This window comes from Mycobacterium sp. E2238, from assembly GCF_001672665.1.
Classification (GTDB): domain Bacteria; phylum Actinomycetota; class Actinomycetes; order Mycobacteriales; family Mycobacteriaceae; genus Mycobacterium.
In genome coordinates, this window is sequence record NZ_LZKF01000151.1 from 35,330 (window position 1) to 51,906 (window position 16,577).

Below are 16,577 nucleotides of genomic sequence, written 5' to 3' on the forward strand. Positions count from 1 at the left end.
GCGGTTAAAGGTCGAGCAGCGCGGTCGCGGGTGACTCGACCAGGTCCCTCAGCTCGGTGACGAACCGGGCCGCCTGAGCGCCGTCGGCGACGCGGTGGTCGAACACGCACGTCAGGGTCATCGTCGGGCGCACCAAGACCTGATCACCGATGGCGACCGGGCGCGGCTTGATCGACCCCATCCCCAGGATGGCCGCTTCCGGATGGTTGATCACCGGCACGCCGTCGTCGGCGCCCAGTGCCCCGAAGTTCGAAACGGTGAAGGTGGAGCCACGCAACTCCCCCGGCGCGAGCGTGCCTTCCCGCGCGCCGGCGATCAATTCGCCCGCCCGAGTGGCCAATTCACGGGTGGTCATGTTGTGCGCGTCGGTGATCACGGGGACCAGGAGCCCGCGCGTGGTGGCCACTCCGAATCCCAGGTGCACTCGATGATCGACGCGGATCTGCGGGCCCTCGGGCGAGTCGACCCACGTCGAGTTGAGTATTTCGTTGTGACGCAGCGCAATTACCAGCATTCGCATTGTCAGGACGAACGGCGTGATCCTCTGCTTTGCCGACGCCAGGTCGGACAGGCTCAACAACTCGGTGCAGTCAACCGCGACGCTGACTTTGGCGGCCGGGATCTCCCGGTGCGACGCCGTCATCTTGTCGGCCATCCGGGCGTGCACGCCGCGGACCGGTCGAACGTCGGCCCCGTTCTGGTCAGCCGCCGCTAGCACGTCCGCACGGGTGATGATGGCGTCGGGATCGCGCTGCAGCGAGCGCAGGTCGACCATCAGCTCCTTGGCCAATTTGCGGGTGGGCGGGGCGGCGCGCGGTCGGCCGCTCCGCCGGCTGACGTCGATGCCGGCGTCCGCGCCGTAGCCGACCAACGTGGGTACCTGCCCGGAGGCCGCTGGGGTGTCGCCGTTGAGCGGTGCGGTGTCGATGCGGACCAGCACCGCGCCCACCGGGAGCACATCGCCTTCGCCGCCGTGGGTTTCGACGATGCGCCCCGCGTACGGGCTGGGCAGTTCCACCTCCGCCTTGGCGGTCTCGACGGAGCACAGCACCTGGTTGAGCCCGACGTCGTCGCCCGCGGCGACGTTCCAGTGCGTCACCGTCACTTCCTGTAATCCCTCACCGAGGTCGGGAACCCGGAACGACTTGACCCGCTCGTCGGCGCTCATGGCTGCCCCAACGCGCGCTCGACGCAGTCCAGCAGCCGATCGGGCCCCGGTAACCACAATCGCTCGAGCCGCGCCGGCGGGTATGGAGTGTCAAAGCCGCAGGCGCGCAATACCGGCGCCTCCAGTTCGTAGAACATCTCCTCTTGGATCCGGGCGGCCAACCCGGCGCCGTATCCCAGGCTGCGCGGCCCCTCGTGCATCACCACACAGCGTCCGGTCCGGTGAATCGACGCCGCCACCGTATCGAAGTCCAGCGGAACCAGTGACCTCAGGTCGATGACCTCCAGCTCCCAACCACGTTGCCGCTGAGCCTCTTCCGCGGCGCCGACCGCGGTGCTGACCAAGCTGCCGTATGTCACGACGGTGACGTCGGAGCCCGGCCGGCGCACCGCGGCCCGTCCGATCGGCGGTTCGGGCCGCTCGGTGTCGACGGTGCCACGGACCTGATAGCGGCGCTTCGGCTCGAGATACATCACCGGGTCGGGACACGAGATCGCATGGCGAAGCAGCCAGTAGGCGTCGGCCGGGTTGGAGGGGACCACCACCTTCAGCCCCGCGGTATGCGCCCAATATGATTCGGTGGAGTCCGAATGGTGTTCGGCGGCACCGATTCCGCCGAAGGACGGGATCCGCACCGTCACCGGCATGTTGATCTCGCCGCGAGTGCGGGTGCGGTACTTCGCCAGATGACTGACCACCTGATCGAAGGCCGGGTAGGAAAAGCCGTCGAACTGAATTTCCGGCACCGGCACGAAACCGCGGAGCGCCAGTCCCACCGCAATCCCGATGATGGCGGATTCTGCCAGTGGCGTGTCGAAACAGCGCTGCTCGCCGAACGTTTGGGCCAGCCCTTCGGTGACCCGGAACACCCCGCCCTCGACCGAGACGTCTTCGCCGAACACCAGCACCCGGTCGTCGGCGGCCATCGCGTCATGCAGAGCACGGTTGAGCGCCTGCACCATGGTCAGGGACTGCGCGCCGACGTTCTCCGTTGCGGCGGTTCGGGTGGCGTCGGGACTCGCCGGGCGATCAGCAAGCTGAGTCATTGGGGCCCCCATCGCTTCGGTCGAGTTCGGCCCGCAGCGCTTGGCGTTGGGCGTGCAGCCCGGGCGTGATCTCGGCGTATACCGTGGTGAACACCTCGTCGATGTCGAAATCGGCTGCGCCGAACACGGCATCGCGCAGTTCGGCGCGCATCCGCTTGGAGCGGGCGGCGACGCGGTCCTCCAGGCGGTTCGACCACAGGCCCTGGTTCTGCAGGTAGGTGCGGTAGCGCGGGATCGGGTCGAGCGCCGACCAGCGGTCCACCTCCTCCTGGGTCCGGTAGCGGCTGGGATCATCCGATGTGGTGTGCGGTCCGAGCCGATAGGTGACCGCCTCGATCAGGGTCGGGCCGCCGCCGGCCCGGGCGCGGGCGGCTGCCTCGGCCATCACCGCGTAGCAGGCCAGCACGTCATTGCCGTCCACCCGGATTCCGGGCATGCCGTACCCGATTGCCTTGTGCGCGATGGATGGTGCCGCGGTCTGTTTGTGGATCGGCACCGAGATCGCCCATTGGTTGTTCTGCACGAAGAACACGCAGGGTGTGGCGAACACGGCCGCGAAGTTCAGTGCCTCATGTACGTCGCCCACGCTGGTAGCGCCGTCGCCGAGGAAGGCCACCGTCACCGAATCCTCGCCGAGGCGTTGCGCGGCCATAGCCGCCCCGACGGCGTGCAGGGTCTGGGTGCCGATCGGAATCGAGGTCGGGGCGCAGCACTTCTTGGTGAATTCCAGTCCGCCATGCCAGGTTCCGCGCCACACCGCGCCGACGTGGCCGGGCGGGATGCCACGCACTAGATAGACGCCGAGCTCCCGGTATTGCGGGAACAGCCAGTCTGTTTTGCGCAGACAGGCCGCCGCGCCCACCTGGGCGGCCTCCTGGCCGCGGCACGACGCGAACAACGCCAACTCTCCCTGGCGCTTCAGGTTGACGAACTCGGTGTCCAGTTCGCGGGTGACCACCATCATTTCGTAGAGCCAGCACAGTGTCTCCGCGCGAAGGTCACGGACATAGCGGCGTTCGGGCGTGGGAGTCCCATCCGCGGCGACGAGTTGCACCGGCTCGAGGTCGACGCTCATCGGCAGTTGAGGCACCGTCGCCATACCGTCTCCCTACCTCGGTGCCGCAGGGCCACAGCCTCAGCCGGGACCTAGCGCGAGCCGAAGTCGATCGCCAGCTACACGAAAGGCTCCGCTCGCCGCGACACTGGCGTACTCACCATTATGCGCTCGAAAGAGAACAGACCGCGGTGATCGCGAACGTGTCGCGCCGAGCGGCGCAACGGGTCGAACGGAAGCCGGCCGGTGCTTGCGACCAATGGAAGACTGCGATTTCGATAGCGCGGGTGATGCCGCTTTCGGGAGATTCACCCGGTGGCGGACTGCTCCGCCCGGCGCACCAGCATCTCCGCATGCTTGAGCACCGGCGAGTCCACCATCTGTCCCTCGAACGCGAAGACGCCGCGCTCGGACCGCGCCGCCTCCAATACCCTTCGCGCCCAGTCGACTTTCTCGGCGCTGGGGCGGTAGGCGTCGCGCACGACCGGGACCTGGGTCGGGTGGATGCAGACCGTCCCGTGGAAACCCACCGCGACGGCGTCGTCGGCTTCCGCCCGTAATCCGTCGATGTCGCGGATGTCCAAATGCACCGCGTCGAGCGCGACCCGGCCGAAGGTGGACGCCGCGAGCAGGACCGTGGACCGGACGTGGCGGGCGAAGTCGCGGTAGGTGCCGTCGGCCAAGCGGCTGGAGCTGCCGCCGAGGGCCGCGACGAGATCCTCGGCGCCCCACATCAGCGCGACGGTCCCCTCCGCGGCGGCGATCTCGGTGCTGAACACCGCCCCACGAGGAGTCTCGATCAGCGCGATGACGTCACGCGGCGCCAGCGCGGAGACCTGCGCGGCCGACTCCGTCTTGGAGAGCATCACCGCCGTGTAGGGGGTCTCGGCCAGCGCTTCCAGGTCGCGGCCGTGCTCTTCGGTGCCGGCCGCGTTGACGCGCACCACGGTGCGTTCGGGATTCAGCGGGGTCTCCCGCAGCGCCTTGCGCGCGGCGGGTTTGTCCGCCTCGGCCACGCCGTCCTCGAGGTCGAGGATCACCACGTCGGCCGCGGCGGCGGCCTTCGCGAACCGCTCGGGGCGGTCCGCAGGGCAGAACAGCCAGGCCGGGCCGGCGGCTTGCAGGTTCACTCGGGCTCCTCGTCGCTGGGGCGTTTCTGGACCAGAGTTGTGCGAACGGCCCGTGCCACTACGTCGCCGTGCTGGTTGCGCCCGGTGTGCTCGAGGGTGACGATCCCTTCGCCGGGCCGGCTCTTCGACTCGCGCTTGGCGGTGCACACGGTCTCCGCGTAGAGCGTGTCCCCGTGGAAGACCGGCTTGGGGAACGAGACCTCGGAGAATCCGAGGTTGGCCACGATAGTGCCCAGCGTCAGCTGCGAGACGGACAACCCCACGAGGGTGGACAGGGTGAACATCGAATTCACCAGCCGCTCGCCCCGAAAGCCGGGCTGCTCGGCGGCCCACGCCGCATCCAGGTGCAACGACTGGGTGTTCATGGTCAGCGTGGTGAACAAGACGTTGTCGGCCTCGGTGATGGTACGGCCGGGCCGGTGTAGGTACGTCGTGCCGATCTCAAATTCCTCGAACCACAGGCCGCGCTGGATGATTGATTTGCCTCCGCTCACGACAGCCCCAGCGATCGCGCGATGAGCATCAGTTGCACCTCCGTGGTCCCCTCACCGATTTCGAGGATCTTGCTGTCGCGATAGTGACGCGCCACGGGATACTCGTTCATGAAGCCGTACCCGCCGTGGATCTGGGTGGCGTCGCGCGCGTTGTCCATGGCCGCTTCCGACGAGATCATCTTCGCGATGGCCGCCTCCTTCTTGAATGACTTGCCGGCCAACATCTTTGCGGCCGCGTCGTAATACGCCGTGCGGGCGACGTGAGCGCGTGCCTCCATCCGCGCGATCTTGAAGCTGATCGCCTGGTAGGACCCGATCGGCTGGCCGAACGACTGGCGTTCCTTGGCGTACTTGACGCTCTCGTCGACACAGCCCTGGGCGGCACCGGTCGCCAGCGCGGCGATCGCGATGCGGCCCTCGTCCAGGATGGACAGGAAGTTCGCGTAGCCGGTGCCGCGGGGGCCCAGCAGGTTCTCCTCCGGCACGCGGGCGTCGGCGAAGCTCAACGGGTGGGTGTCCGAGGCGTTCCAACCGACCTTGCTGTAGACCGGTTCGACGGTGAATCCCGCTGTGCCGCTGGGCACGACGATCGTCGAGATCTCCTTCTTCCCGTCTGCGACGGTGCCGGTGACCGCGGTGACGGTGACCAGCTTCGTGATGTCGGTACCGGAGTTGGTGATGAACTGCTTGCTGCCGTTGATCACCCACTCGCCGCCGTCGAGCCGGGCCGTGGTCCGGGTGGCGCCCGCATCGGAGCCGGCGCCCGGCTCGGTCAGCCCGAAGGCGGCCAGCGCCCGGCCGGCCGTCAGGTCCGGCAGCCAGTTGGCTTTCTGTTCCTCGGAGCCGAAGCGGTAGATCGGCATTGCGCCCAGGCTGACGCCGGCCTCCAGCGTGATCGCCACCGACTGGTCGACCTTGCCGAGTTCCTCGAGTGCCAGCGACAGCGCGAAGTAGTCACCGCCCATACCGCCGTACTCTTCCGGGAACGGCAGGCCGAACAAACCCATCTCGCCCATCTTGGCGACGACCTCGTACGGGAAGCTGTGCTCTTCATCGTGTTTGGCCGATACGGGGGCGACCACGGTGCGCGCGAACTCGGCCACCGTGCCACGAAGATCTTGGTATTCCTTGGGTAGCGTTCCCGCGGTGATCGATGTAGTCATGTTTCGTCCTTACTCGAATCGGCTGCTGCTTCGGGCTCTTCGGGAACCAGCCGGGCCAGCACCTGGTCAACGGTGACCTGATCGCCGACGGACACCAAGAGCTCCACTCGTCCCGAAACCGGCGCGGAGAGCGAGTGTTCCATCTTCATGGCCTCCACGACCACCACCACGTCGCCCTCGGCTACGTCGGCGCCCGAAGCGGCCTGGACCGCGATCACACTGCCGGGCATCGGGCTGAGGATCTCGGCCTGTTGCGTACCGGCCGCGCGGTGGATCTTGTGCTCCTCGGCTTCGCGCAGGTGCCACGCTCCCCGCTCGTCGGCAATCCAGAGGTGACGGTCCGCCTCCGCCCATCGGTATTCGCGGCGCACCCCGGCCAACGTGACGTCCAGCCTCGCACCGTCCACTTGCGCGCTCGCCGTGAAGATCTCACCCGCACCACCGACCTGCACCCGGGCGTCGCTCGGTGGTCCCCATACCGACACGGTCTCACTGCGCAGCGGCGTCTGCATTTCGGTGCGGACGGGGGCCGGCGCGCCTCCGACCCGCCATCCGGTCGGCGCCGCCCACGGGTTGCCCGCGGCACGACGGTCCAGCGCCCACTGGCGAAAGAGGCCGCCGGCGGCGAGTACGTCGTCGGGCGCCGGCAGCGGCGCGAAGTCCGCCACCCGCTCGTCCAGCAGCGCCGTGTCCAGGTCACCAGCTCGCACTCGCTCGTCGGCGAGCAGGAACCGGAGGAACTCGATGTTGGTCTGCACACCCAGGATTGCGGTCCGCGCCAGTGCCCCGTCGAGTCTCGCCAGCGCCTCGTCGCGGTCCTCCCCGTGGGCGATCACCTTGCTCAGCATCGGGTCGTAGTCACTGCCGACCAGCGTGCCCGCCAGCAGCGACGAGTCCACCCGCACGCCGGCGCCCGAGGGTTCGGCAACGTGCAGGACCCGACCGCCGGTGGGCAGGAATCCCCGCGCGGGATCCTCGGCGTACACCCGGGCCTCGATCGCGTGGCCCCGCAGTTCGATGTCGTCCTGCGCAAACCCCAGCTTCTCGCCCGCGGCCACCCGGAGTTGCCACTCCACCAGATCCAGGCCGGTAACCGCTTCGGTGACCGGGTGCTCCACCTGAAGCCGGGTGTTCATCTCCATGAAGAAGAACTCGTCCGGCCGGTCGGCGGACACGATGAACTCCACCGTCCCCGCGCCGACGTAATCGACACTGCGGGCGGTGTTGCAGGCCGCCGCCCCGATGCGGGCGCGGGTCTGCGGGTCGAGCAACGGCGAGGGCGCCTCCTCGATCACCTTCTGGTGGCGCCGTTGCAGGCTGCACTCGCGCTCGCCGAGGTGCACCACATTGCCGTGGGTGTCGGCGAGCACCTGCACTTCGATATGCCTGGGGCGCAAGACGAATCGCTCGAGGAACAAGGTGTCGTCGCCGAAGGACGACGCCGCCTCCCGCCGGGCGCCCCGCAGGGCATCGCGCAGCCGGCTCGGGTCGTCCACCAGCCGCATGCCCTTGCCGCCACCGCCCGCCGACGGCTTGATCAGCACTGGATATCCGACTTCTTCGGCGGCCGCGACCAATTCGTCGTCGCTCAGCCCGGGCTTGGCCACACCGGGGACCACCGGCACGTCGAAGGCGGCGACCGCGTTCTTGGCGGTGATCTTGTCGCCCATCACCTGGATCGCCCGTGCCGGCGGGCCGAGGAACACCACGCCGGCACGCTCGCAGGCGGCGGCGAATTCGGCGTTCTCCGAGAGGAATCCGTAGCCGGGATGGATCGCCTGAGCCCCGGTGCGTTCCGCCGCATCGAGCACCTTGCCGATGTCGAGGTAGCTCTCGCGGGCGGCGGCGGGACCCAGTCGGACGGCCGTGTCGGCCTCCAGGACATGACGGGCGTTCGCGTCGGGGTCGCTGTACACCGCCACCGACCGGATACCCAGCCGGCGCAGGGTCCGCATCACCCGGACCGCGATCTCGCCGCGGTTGGCCACCAATACGGTTTCAAACATCGTCATCACATCCGGAAGACGCCGTAGGAGACCGGCTCCAACGGGGCGTGGGCACATACCGAAAGCGCAAGCCCAACAACCGTTCTGGTGTCAGCGGGGTCGATGATGCCGTCGTCCCAGAGGCGCGCAGTCGAATAGTACGGGTTGCCCTGGTCCTCGTATTGTGCACGGATGGGCGCTTTGAACGCTTCTTCCTCGTCCGGCGGCCACGGTTTGCCCGAAGCCGCGAGTTGCTCACCGCGCACCGTGGCCAGCACCGAGGCGGCCTGCTCGCCACCCATGACCGAGATGCGCGCATTGGGCCACATCCACAGGAAGCGCGGGGAGTACGCCCGTCCGCACATCGAATAGTTGCCCGCCCCATACGATCCGCCGATCACGACGGTCAGCTTGGGCACCCGTGCACAGGCCACCGCGGTCACCATCTTGGCGCCGTGCTTGGCGATGCCGCCTGCCTCGTAGTCGCGGCCGACCATGAACCCGGCGATGTTCTGCAGAAACAGCAGCGGGATCTTGCGCTTGTCGCACAGCTCGATGAAATGGGCTCCCTTCAAAGCGGATTCGCTGAACAGCACGCCGTTGTTGGCGACGATGCCGACGGGATGCCCGTGAATGCGCGCGAAGGCGGTCACCAGTGTCTTGCCGTAGTTGGCCTTGAATTCGCTGAATTCGCTGCCGTCGACCAGCCGCAGGATGACCTCGTGCACGTCGTACGGCACGCGCGGATCCGGCGGCACGACGTCGTAGAGCCCGGTTTGTGTGTGCTTGGGCTCGACCGACGGCAGCACGTCCCATTGGCTGGGCTCGCGCGGACCGAACGTGGCCACGATTGCGCGCACGATCCGCAGCGCGTGCTCGTCGTCGTCGGCAAGGTGGTCGGTGACCCCGGAGACCCGCGAGTGCAGGTCGCCGCCGCCGAGGTCTTCGGCCGAGACGATCTCGCCGGTCGCAGCCTTCACCAGCGGCGGGCCGCCGAGAAAGATGGTCCCCTGTTCGCGGACGATCACGGCCTCGTCGCTCATGGCCGGCACATAGGCGCCGCCCGCCGTGCACGATCCGAGGACGGCGGCGACCTGTGGGATTTCTTTGGCGCTCATGGTCGCCTGGTTGTAAAAGATCCGGCCGAAGTGCTCGCGGTCGGGAAACACCTCGTCCTGGCGCGGCAGGAACGCGCCGCCTGAGTCCACCAGGTAGATGCAGGGCAAGCGATTCTGCAGTGCGACTTCCTGTGCGCGCAGGTGCTTTTTGACCGTCATCGGGTAGTAGGTGCCGCCCTTGACCGTGGCGTCGTTGGCGACGATCACACACTCGCGCCCCGACACCCGGCCGATCCCGGTGATGATCCCGGCGCCCGGAGACTCGTCGTCGTACATGCCGTTGGCGGCCAGTGGGGCGAGCTCCAAGAACGGGCTGCCCGGATCCAGCAGTCGATCCACCCGTTCGCGCGGCAGCAGCTTGCCGCGGCTGACGTGGCGCTCCCGCGCGCGCTCATTGCCGCCCAGTGCGGCGGCCGCCAGCCTGGCGTTCAACTCACCGACCAGCCGGCGGTGCTCATCGGCGAACGATGGCGCGGTCATCACGGATGAACTCACGAATGCCTCCCGGTTGTCGCCGGCACAAGCGGCGGTTCGGTCTTGTCGATCACCTCGTCGGTCGAGACGCCCGGCGCCGTCTCGACCAGGTGCAAACCGTCGTCACGGACATCGATGACGGCCAGGTCGGTGATGATACGGTCGACACAGCCCACCCCCGTCAGCGGAAGCGCGCACCGCTCAACGATTTTCGGACTGCCGTCGCGCGCGGTGTGCTCCATCATCGCGATCACCTTGCGGGCGCCGTGGACCAGGTCCATCGCACCGCCCATGCCCTTGACCATCTTCCCGGGGATCATCCAGTTGGCGAGATCACCGGTGGCCGAAACCTGCATCGCCCCAAGCACGGCGACGTCCAGGTGTCCACCGCGAATGATCCCGAACGAGGTGGAAGAACCGAAGAAGGCCGCGCCCGGCAACGTGGTGACCGTCTCCTTGCCCGCGTTGATCAGGTCCGCGTCGACGTCCTGGGGACGGGGATAGGGTCCCACCCCCAGGATGCCGTTCTCCGAATGCACGACCACGGTGACGCCGGCAGGGATGTGGTTGGGGACCAGGGTGGGCATCCCAATGCCGAGGTTGACGTATTGGCCGTCCTCCAATTCGGCGGCCACCCGCGCGGCCAAACCCTCTCGACTCCACGGCATCAGCCCCGCACCGTCACCTTCTCGATCGGCTTCGTCGGGTCGGGCACGTGCACGATCCGCTGCACGAAGACGCCGGGGGTGTGCACCGCCGCGGGGTCGATCTCTCCAGGCTCGACGAGGTGTTCCACCTCGGCGATGGTGATCGTCCCGGCCTGCGCGCAGTCCGGGTTGAAGTTGGCCGCGGATTCGCGGTAGACCAGGTTGCCGTGCCGGTCACCCTTCCAGGCGTGCACCAGCGCGAAGTCGGTGCGGATCGCCCGCTCCAGAACGTAGGTGACACCGTCGAACTCGCGGGTCTCCTTCGGCGGCGACGTCACCGCCACCGCACCGGAGGCGTCATAGCGCCACGGCAATCCGCCGTCGGCAACCGGTGTTCCGACCCCCGCCGCGGTATAGAAGGCCGGGATTCCCATCCCGCCCGCGCGCAGCCGCTCCGCCAAAGTGCCCTGCGGGGTGAGCTCCACCTCGAGTTCACCGGCGAGGAACTGGCGGGCGAACTCCTTGTTGTCACCGACGTAGGAGGCGACGGCCCGGCGGATCCGCTTGTGCACCAACAGGTGCACCAACCCGACACCGTTCCCGCCGCAGTTGTTGGACACCGTCTCCAAGTCACGCACCCCGGCGTCCACCAGCGCGGCGATCAAAGCCTCGGGGATGCCGCAGAACCCGAAGCCCCCGACCGCCAGGGACGACCCGTCGGTTATGTCGGCAACCGCCTCAGCGGCCGTCGCCACCACCTTGTCCATCGCCGCAGCAGCCTCCTTGCCGTCGGGCGGGGCGTTTTGAGTTAATCTTCATTAACTCACGGCGACAATACCATCGTCGATCCCGCTGGTCCAGCGACGACGGCATCGGCGGCCGCCGCCCGTTACCGCAGGTTAATCGCGAATAACTCGTGCTAAGTTAGTGGCGATTAACCAAACTGGACGGGGGTTCGTCATGACAACGTCCACCTCCGACGGCCAATCCGGCCCCCCAGATACCCCAAATCGGCGCAGCCAGTTGAAATCCGACCGGCGCCTGCAGCTGCTGTCGGCCGCCGAACGACTGTTCGCCGAACGCGGCTTTCTCGCCGTGCGGCTGGAAGACATCGGCGCCGCCGCCGGCGTCAGCGGCCCGGCGATCTACCGGCACTTTCCCAACAAGGAGTCGCTGCTGGTCGAGTTGCTGGTGGGCATCAGCGCCCGACTGCTCGCCGGCGCCCGCGACGTGCGGGCCCGCCACCCCGACGACCCGGCCGCGACGCTCGACGGTCTGATCGACTTTCACCTGGACTTCGTGCTGGGCGAACCGGACCTGATCCGCATCCAGGACCGCGACCTCGCGCACCTGCCCAAGGCAGCTGAGAAGCAGGTACGCAAGGCCCAGCGCCAATACGTTGAGGTCTGGGTCGGCGTGCTGCGCGAGCTCAATCCCGACCTCGCCGAGGCCGATGCGCGGCTGACCGCCCACGCGGTTTTCGGCTTGCTGAATTCGACGCCCCACAGCATGAAATCCCCCGACGCCTCGCGCGGCAAGCCCGCCCGCTTCGCGCGTTCCCGCGCGGTGATGCGCGCGATGACGGTCGCGGCCCTTGCCGCCGGGAACGAGTGCCCGTGAGTCGGCGCCCATGAGGTGATTCGCCGTCCGAGCGCCCGGCGCAGGTACTCTTGCAAACTATGAGGTGGACATGAACGATTCACGTCCCACCGAACGGTTCACTGACTCTTTGCCGGGATCGGGCCAGCAGCGCGCCTGGTACCCGCCGCCCGTCGACCCGGCGTACGCCGATCAGGCGCGCTATGCGCCGGCCTATGGCGAGCAACCGCCGCCGTGGGCGCCCGGGATGAACGACACCAACACGACCAAGCAGCTGCCCGCGTACTGGCAGCAGGAGCTTCCTCCGTCGGGCCAGCTGCAGCAGCAAGGCTCGGCTCCCCCGCCGCCCGAAGGCCCGAAGCCTCCACCGCGGTGGCTATGGGTCGTCGCCGGTGCGGCCGTGCTGCTGGTGGTCGCGTTGGTCATCGCTCTGGTGCTGGTGAACAACGCGATCAAGACCCAGACCGCCGTCCCGCCCCTGCCCGCCATGCCTGAGACGACTCCCCCGATGCCGAGCCCGTCGACACGCACGTCAACGCCGCGCCTCCCGGCCCCGGTGCCCCCCACCGGCGGACTGCCGACACCCACCGAGTCGACCGGCCCGGCCGCGATGCAGGACATCGTCTACAGCGTGGCCGGCGAGGGTCGCGCGATCAGCATCATGTACATCGACACCGGGGGCCTGATCCAAACCGAATTCAATGTCGAGCTGCCGTGGACCAAAGAGGTCAGCCTCGCCAAGTCGGCGGCGCACCCGGCCAACGTCACGATCGTCAACATCGGTCATAACGTCACCTGCTCGGTCACCGTCAACGGCGCTCAGATGAGCAAGCGCGTCGGCGTGGGCCTGACCATCTGCGACGCCCGGGGCTAAGCGCTTCACGACGGTTCGGCCGCGAGGGCACCACGTGCCGGCACCCGGACGGCCAGCATGGCCAGCAGCCCCGCGATCAGCACCAGCGAGATGCCGCCCAAACCGGCGCGCACGGCGCCGAATACGTCCACGAAGACGGAGAACAACCACGGCGCGACGAAGGCCACCGCCCGCCCGGTCATGGTGTACAGGCCGAACGCGACGCCCTCCCTGCCGTGCTTCGCCATCTGCAGCAGCAGCGCACGCGAAGACGACTGCGACGGCCCGATGAACAGGCACAGCAGTAGCCCACAAATCCAAAAGGCCACCGAGCCGGACAGCAGCATCAGGGTGAGCCCCAGGACGACGATCGCGGCCAGCGACGCCACGATGACGGGTTTCGACCCGACGCGGTGATCGACGAATCCACCCAGCACCGCGCCCACCGCCGCCACCACGCTGGCCACCACACCGAAGATCAGCACGTCGCCCTGGGAGATGCCGTACACGTTGACGCCGAGCACGGCGCCGAAGGCGAAGATCGCCGCCAGCCCATCCCGGAAAAGCGCGCTGGCGAACAGGAAGTAGACCAGGTTGCGGTCGCGCCGCCACTCGGCGACGACCTCGGTAATGAGCTTGCGATAGCCGCCGAGCATGCTCGTCGGCTCGTGCACCTCGGTCGAGTCGGGAAGCCGGTGCGCGACCAACAGCAATGGCAGAGCAAAAATCGCCAGCCATGCCGCCGCCACCAGCATTGCCTCCCGGACGTAGAGGCCGTCGTGCAGAGGCGTCCGGAACAGCCCGCGCGTCGCATTTGGCCCGGAGCCTTTCCCGGAAATGAATCCGGTGTAGACCAGGAGCAGGAGCAGGACGCTGCCGACGTAACCGGCCGCCCAGCCCAACCCGGAAATCCGGCCGGCGGTAAGCGGCGTCGAAAGTTGGCGCAGCATCGCGTTATACGGGACGCTGGCCAGATCGCCGCACGCCGCGGTCGCACCCATCAGCACCAGCCCCGCCCATAGGTAGCCGGGGCGGTCATGGATGAAGAACATCCCGCATGTCAGCGCGACGGCCAGAGCCGTCAACACGCTCAGGGCCACCCGCCTGCGATGCGGGGACTCCACCCAGACGCCGACGGCCGGGGCGAGCAGCGCGACGGTCAAACCGGCAATTGCCGCCGCACGACCCAACCAGCTCGCCGGCGTGGTGCCGCCGGATAAGCCCACCCCCACACTGCTGGTCAGATACACGGAGAAGACGAAGGTCGCAACGATCGCGTTCAGGCCGGTGGAGCCGCAGTCCCAGAGCGCCCACGCCACCACCCGCGATGGTGTGGGCGTGAGCGAACCCGACGACGGCTGGCCCATGCCCGGCACTCTATGTGTTTCGCAGCCGACCCGCCGCGCCCGGCTGCGCCGCGGCGTCTGTCTACGATTGGCTCATGCCGATCCCCGCGCCCAGCCCAGACGCGCGTGCCGTGGTGACCGGAGCTTCGCAGAACATCGGCGAAGCGCTGGCCACCGAACTGGCCGCGCGCGGACACAGCCTGATCGTCACCGCGCGACGCGAAGACCTGCTCAACGAGCTGGCCGCCCGCCTGAGCGACAAGTACCGCGTCGCGGTCGAGGTGCGGCCCGCCGACCTGGCCGACCCAGGGGAACGGGCGAAACTGTGCGACGAACTGGCCGCCCGACCCATCTCCATCCTGTGCGCCAACGCCGGCACCGCGACCTTCGGCCCGGTGGCGACGCTGGACCCGGCGACCGAAAAGGCCCAGCTGCAGCTGAATGTGCTGGGCGTGCACGACCTTACGTTGGCGGTGCTGCCCGGCATGGTCGAGCGCAAGGCCGGCGGCATTCTCATTTCCGGTTCGGCGGCAGGCAATTCGCCGATTCCCTACAACGCAACCTATGCGGCCACCAAGGCGTTCGCGAACACCTTCAGCGAATCGCTGCGCGGTGAACTGCGCCACTCGGGGGTGCACGTCACGCTGCTCGCACCGGGGCCCGTCCGCACCGACCTTCCCGACGACGCCGAACGGTCGCTGGTCGAGCGGCTGGTGCCCGACTTCCTGTGGATCTCCACCGAACACACCGCCCAGGTGTCACTGGATGCGTTGGCGCGCAACAAGATGCGGGTCGTACCGGGCCTGACGTCCAAGGCGATGTCGGTGGCGAGCGGTTACGCTCCGCGCGCGATCGTCGCGCCGATCGTGGGCAGCTTCTACAAGAAGCTGGGCGGCAGCTAGCCTTACTTCCGCCGCCGACGGCCGTTGCCGAACTTGACTCTGATGAGTTCGCGGATCCCGGTGTTCACCGCACTTTGCACTTCCCGATCGTGCCACAGCCTCTCCAGCAAGCCGGGCCCTTTGGGCTCCGCCGGCTCCGGCATCGGCGGCACCGGCTCGTTCGCCGGCACTGGCGGGTACTCGGACTGGGCCTGCGGCGGCTGCGGCGCCGGCTGGGCTTGCGGGCCGGGCTGAGGCCGCGCCGGCGGCTGAACCGTCTGGCCGTACTTCGCCTGCAGTGGACTGTCTTTCGCCGCTTGCGCGATCTCTTTGTCGCCGATCGACGCCATCAGCGACCGAGGCACCCGCATCCGCGTCCACGCGACGGGTGTCGGCGCGCCCTTCTCCGACAGCACGGTGACGACGGCCTCACCGATTCCCAGCGACGTCAACGCCGACTCCAGGTCGTACACATCGGTTTTCGGGTAGGTGCGGACGGTCTTGCTGAGCGCCTTCTGATCGTCCGGGGTGAACGCCCGCAGCGCGTGCTGGATGCGCGCGCCCAGCTGGGAGAGCACGTCGTTGGGCACGTCGGTGGGTAGCTGGGTGCAGAAGAACACCCCCACACCCTTGGAGCGGATCAGCTTGACGGTCTGTTCGACCTGATCGAGGAAGGCCTTGGAGGCATCGGCGAACAACAGGTGGGCCTCGTCGAAGAAGAAGACCAGCTTGGGCTTGTCGACGTCACCGACCTCCGGCAGCACCGCGAACAGATCGGTCAGCAGCCACATCAGGAAGGTGGAGAAAATCACAGGGCGCAACGACTGACCGCTGAACTCCAGCAACGAAATGACGCCGCGGCCCTGCCCGTCGACGCGCAGCAGATCGTTGGGGTCAAGCTTCGGCTCGCCGAAGAACGTGTCCCCGCCCTCGCCGCCGAGGTTCACCAGTGCCCGCAGGATGACGCCCGCCGTGGTCGACGACACCCCGCCGAGGTCTTTCAGGTCGGTCTTTCCCTCGTCGCTGGCCAGGTGGCTGATGACGCCCCGCAGATCGTCCAGCGTCACCAGCGGACGATTGTTCTCCCTGGCCCAGTGAAAAATCAGTCCCAGCGTCGACTCTTGAGTGGCGTTGAGCCCCAACACTTTCGACAGCAGAACCGGACCGAAGCTGGCGACGGTCGCGCGCACCGGCACGCCCACCCCGCCAGTGCCCAGCGACAGGAACTCGACGGGGAACCCGGTCGCCACCCAGTCGTCGCCGGTGTCTTTGGCCCGGGCGGCCGTCTTGTCGTTGCCCTCACCCGGCTTGGCCAGGCCCGAGAGGTCGCCCTTGACGTCGGCCATCATCACCGCAACGCCCGCCGCGCTGAGTTGTTCGGCGATCAACTGCAGCGTCTTGGTTTTTCCGGTTCCGGTCGCGCCGGCCACCAGACCGTGCCGGTTGATCGTGGAGAGCGGGATGCGGATCTGTGCCGTCGGGTCGACAGCGCCGTCGACGACGACCGTGCCCAATTCGAGTGCCTGACCGTCGACGGCATAGCCGTCGGCGATCCGGCGTGCGGGTGTCTCCGCTGATTCGGTGCTCATCGTGCTGCGCCCCCCTGTTCTCCAGTGGTT

General features: G+C 68.0%; 15 protein-coding genes. 3 read left to right on the plus strand and 12 right to left on the minus strand.

Features of this window, described 5'->3' with window-relative positions; genetic code table 11:
• Positions 1 to 4 precede the first annotated feature (4 nt).
• The 10 genes from A5711_RS12955 to A5711_RS13000 all read right to left on the minus strand — a co-directional run bounded on the left by A5711_RS12955 (position 5) and on the right by A5711_RS13000 (position 11,046).
• Entirely contained in the window at positions 5 to 1,168 is a 1,164-nt protein-coding gene (locus A5711_RS12955; RefSeq protein WP_067947041.1) for a dihydrolipoamide acetyltransferase family protein, read from the minus strand.
• Positions 1,165 to 2,214 carry a 3-methyl-2-oxobutanoate dehydrogenase subunit beta gene (gene bkdB, locus A5711_RS12960; RefSeq protein WP_067947043.1) on the minus strand — a complete coding sequence of 350 codons (1,050 nt, stop codon included), beginning with the start codon at positions 2,212 to 2,214 and terminating at the stop codon, positions 1,165 to 1,167. Before bkdB ends, A5711_RS12955 begins: the two co-directional genes overlap by 4 nt.
• Positions 2,198 to 3,313: a pyruvate dehydrogenase (acetyl-transferring) E1 component subunit alpha gene (gene pdhA / locus A5711_RS12965; RefSeq protein WP_067947045.1), complete on the minus strand. Its 1,116-nt coding sequence runs from the start codon at positions 3,311 to 3,313 to the stop codon at positions 2,198 to 2,200. Before pdhA ends, bkdB begins: the two co-directional genes overlap by 17 nt.
• Before the next feature lie 263 nt (positions 3,314 to 3,576).
• Positions 3,577 to 4,398 carry a CoA ester lyase gene (locus A5711_RS12970; protein WP_067947047.1) on the minus strand — a complete coding sequence of 274 codons (822 nt, stop codon included), beginning with the start codon at positions 4,396 to 4,398 and terminating at the stop codon, positions 3,577 to 3,579.
• Positions 4,395 to 4,907 carry a MaoC family dehydratase gene (locus A5711_RS12975; RefSeq protein WP_197520793.1) on the minus strand — a complete coding sequence of 171 codons (513 nt, stop codon included), beginning with the start codon at positions 4,905 to 4,907 and terminating at the stop codon, positions 4,395 to 4,397. The genes A5711_RS12970 and A5711_RS12975 overlap by 4 nt, the downstream gene beginning before the upstream one ends.
• The gene (locus A5711_RS12980; RefSeq protein WP_067947051.1) at positions 4,889 to 6,055 is read right to left on the minus strand and encodes an acyl-CoA dehydrogenase family protein; all 1,167 of its coding nucleotides are present in this window, start codon (positions 6,053 to 6,055) and stop codon (positions 4,889 to 4,891) included. Before A5711_RS12980 ends, A5711_RS12975 begins: the two co-directional genes overlap by 19 nt.
• Complete coding sequence (locus A5711_RS12985) at positions 6,052 to 8,061, minus strand: acetyl/propionyl/methylcrotonyl-CoA carboxylase subunit alpha (RefSeq protein WP_067947163.1); 2,010 nt, start codon at positions 8,059 to 8,061, stop codon at positions 6,052 to 6,054. The genes A5711_RS12980 and A5711_RS12985 overlap by 4 nt, the downstream gene beginning before the upstream one ends.
• A gap of 5 nt (positions 8,062 to 8,066) precedes the next feature.
• Positions 8,067 to 9,638, minus strand: coding sequence for a carboxyl transferase domain-containing protein (locus tag A5711_RS12990; protein ID WP_067947053.1), 1,572 nt, complete (start codon positions 9,636 to 9,638; stop codon positions 8,067 to 8,069).
• Positions 9,639 to 9,649: 11 nt separating this feature from the next.
• A complete protein-coding gene (locus tag A5711_RS12995; protein WP_067947055.1) occupies positions 9,650 to 10,300 on the minus strand; it encodes a 3-oxoacid CoA-transferase subunit B in 651 nt (216 codons plus the stop codon).
• Positions 10,300 to 11,046: a CoA transferase subunit A gene (locus tag A5711_RS13000; protein WP_067947057.1), complete on the minus strand. Its 747-nt coding sequence runs from the start codon at positions 11,044 to 11,046 to the stop codon at positions 10,300 to 10,302. The genes A5711_RS12995 and A5711_RS13000 overlap by 1 nt, the downstream gene beginning before the upstream one ends.
• 193 nt (positions 11,047 to 11,239) lie before the next feature.
• On the opposite strand from A5711_RS13000, the gene A5711_RS13005 reads away from it, so the two are divergent.
• Positions 11,240 to 11,899 (plus strand): TetR/AcrR family transcriptional regulator, encoded by a 660-nt coding sequence (locus tag A5711_RS13005; protein ID WP_082953238.1) that lies wholly within the window; start codon positions 11,240 to 11,242, stop codon positions 11,897 to 11,899.
• A 64-nt stretch (positions 11,900 to 11,963) separates the two neighbouring features.
• On the plus strand, positions 11,964 to 12,752 hold the full coding sequence (locus tag A5711_RS13010; RefSeq protein WP_082953237.1) for an MmpS family transport accessory protein: 789 nt from the start codon (positions 11,964 to 11,966) through the stop codon (positions 12,750 to 12,752).
• Positions 12,753 to 12,757: 5 nt separating this feature from the next.
• On the opposite strand, the gene A5711_RS13015 is transcribed toward A5711_RS13010, so the two are convergent.
• The gene (locus tag A5711_RS13015) at positions 12,758 to 14,098 is read right to left on the minus strand and encodes an MFS transporter (protein WP_067947061.1); all 1,341 of its coding nucleotides are present in this window, start codon (positions 14,096 to 14,098) and stop codon (positions 12,758 to 12,760) included.
• A gap of 74 nt (positions 14,099 to 14,172) precedes the next feature.
• Between A5711_RS13015 and cmrA the strand changes: the two genes are divergently transcribed.
• Positions 14,173 to 14,979, plus strand: a complete 807-nt coding sequence (cmrA, locus tag A5711_RS13020; protein WP_067947064.1) for a mycolate reductase — start codon at positions 14,173 to 14,175, stop codon at positions 14,977 to 14,979.
• 2 nt (positions 14,980 to 14,981) lie between these two features.
• Here the strand turns inward: cmrA and A5711_RS13025 are convergent, their stop codons facing one another.
• Positions 14,982 to 16,547 carry a helicase HerA-like domain-containing protein gene (locus tag A5711_RS13025; RefSeq protein ID WP_067947067.1) on the minus strand — a complete coding sequence of 522 codons (1,566 nt, stop codon included), beginning with the start codon at positions 16,545 to 16,547 and terminating at the stop codon, positions 14,982 to 14,984.
• Between the last annotated feature and the right edge of the window lie 30 nt (positions 16,548 to 16,577).

Excerpts from the sequence above, each read along its gene's own strand:
- A5711_RS12955 (WP_067947041.1), bottom strand. The coding sequence starts at position 1,168 with ATGAGCGCCGACGAGCGGGTCAAGTCGTTCCGGGTTCCCGACCTCGGT.
- bkdB (WP_067947043.1), bottom strand. The coding sequence starts at position 2,214 with ATGACTCAGCTTGCTGATCGCCCGGCGAGTCCCGACGCCACCCGAACC.
- pdhA (WP_067947045.1), bottom strand. The coding sequence starts at position 3,313 with ATGGCGACGGTGCCTCAACTGCCGATGAGCGTCGACCTCGAGCCGGTG.
- A5711_RS12980 (WP_067947051.1), bottom strand. The coding sequence starts at position 6,055 with ATGACTACATCGATCACCGCGGGAACGCTACCCAAGGAATACCAAGAT.
- A5711_RS12985 (WP_067947163.1), bottom strand. The coding sequence starts at position 8,061 with ATGTTTGAAACCGTATTGGTGGCCAACCGCGGCGAGATCGCGGTCCGG.
- A5711_RS12990 (WP_067947053.1), bottom strand. The coding sequence starts at position 9,638 with ATGACCGCGCCATCGTTCGCCGATGAGCACCGCCGGCTGGTCGGTGAG.
- A5711_RS12995 (WP_067947055.1), bottom strand. The coding sequence starts at position 10,300 with ATGCCGTGGAGTCGAGAGGGTTTGGCCGCGCGGGTGGCCGCCGAATTG.
- A5711_RS13000 (WP_067947057.1), bottom strand. The coding sequence starts at position 11,046 with ATGGACAAGGTGGTGGCGACGGCCGCTGAGGCGGTTGCCGACATAACC.
- A5711_RS13005 (WP_082953238.1), top strand. The coding sequence starts at position 11,240 with ATGACAACGTCCACCTCCGACGGCCAATCCGGCCCCCCAGATACCCCA.
- A5711_RS13015 (WP_067947061.1), bottom strand. The coding sequence starts at position 14,098 with ATGGGCCAGCCGTCGTCGGGTTCGCTCACGCCCACACCATCGCGGGTG.
- cmrA (WP_067947064.1), top strand. The coding sequence starts at position 14,173 with ATGCCGATCCCCGCGCCCAGCCCAGACGCGCGTGCCGTGGTGACCGGA.
- A5711_RS13025 (WP_067947067.1), bottom strand. The coding sequence starts at position 16,547 with ATGAGCACCGAATCAGCGGAGACACCCGCACGCCGGATCGCCGACGGC.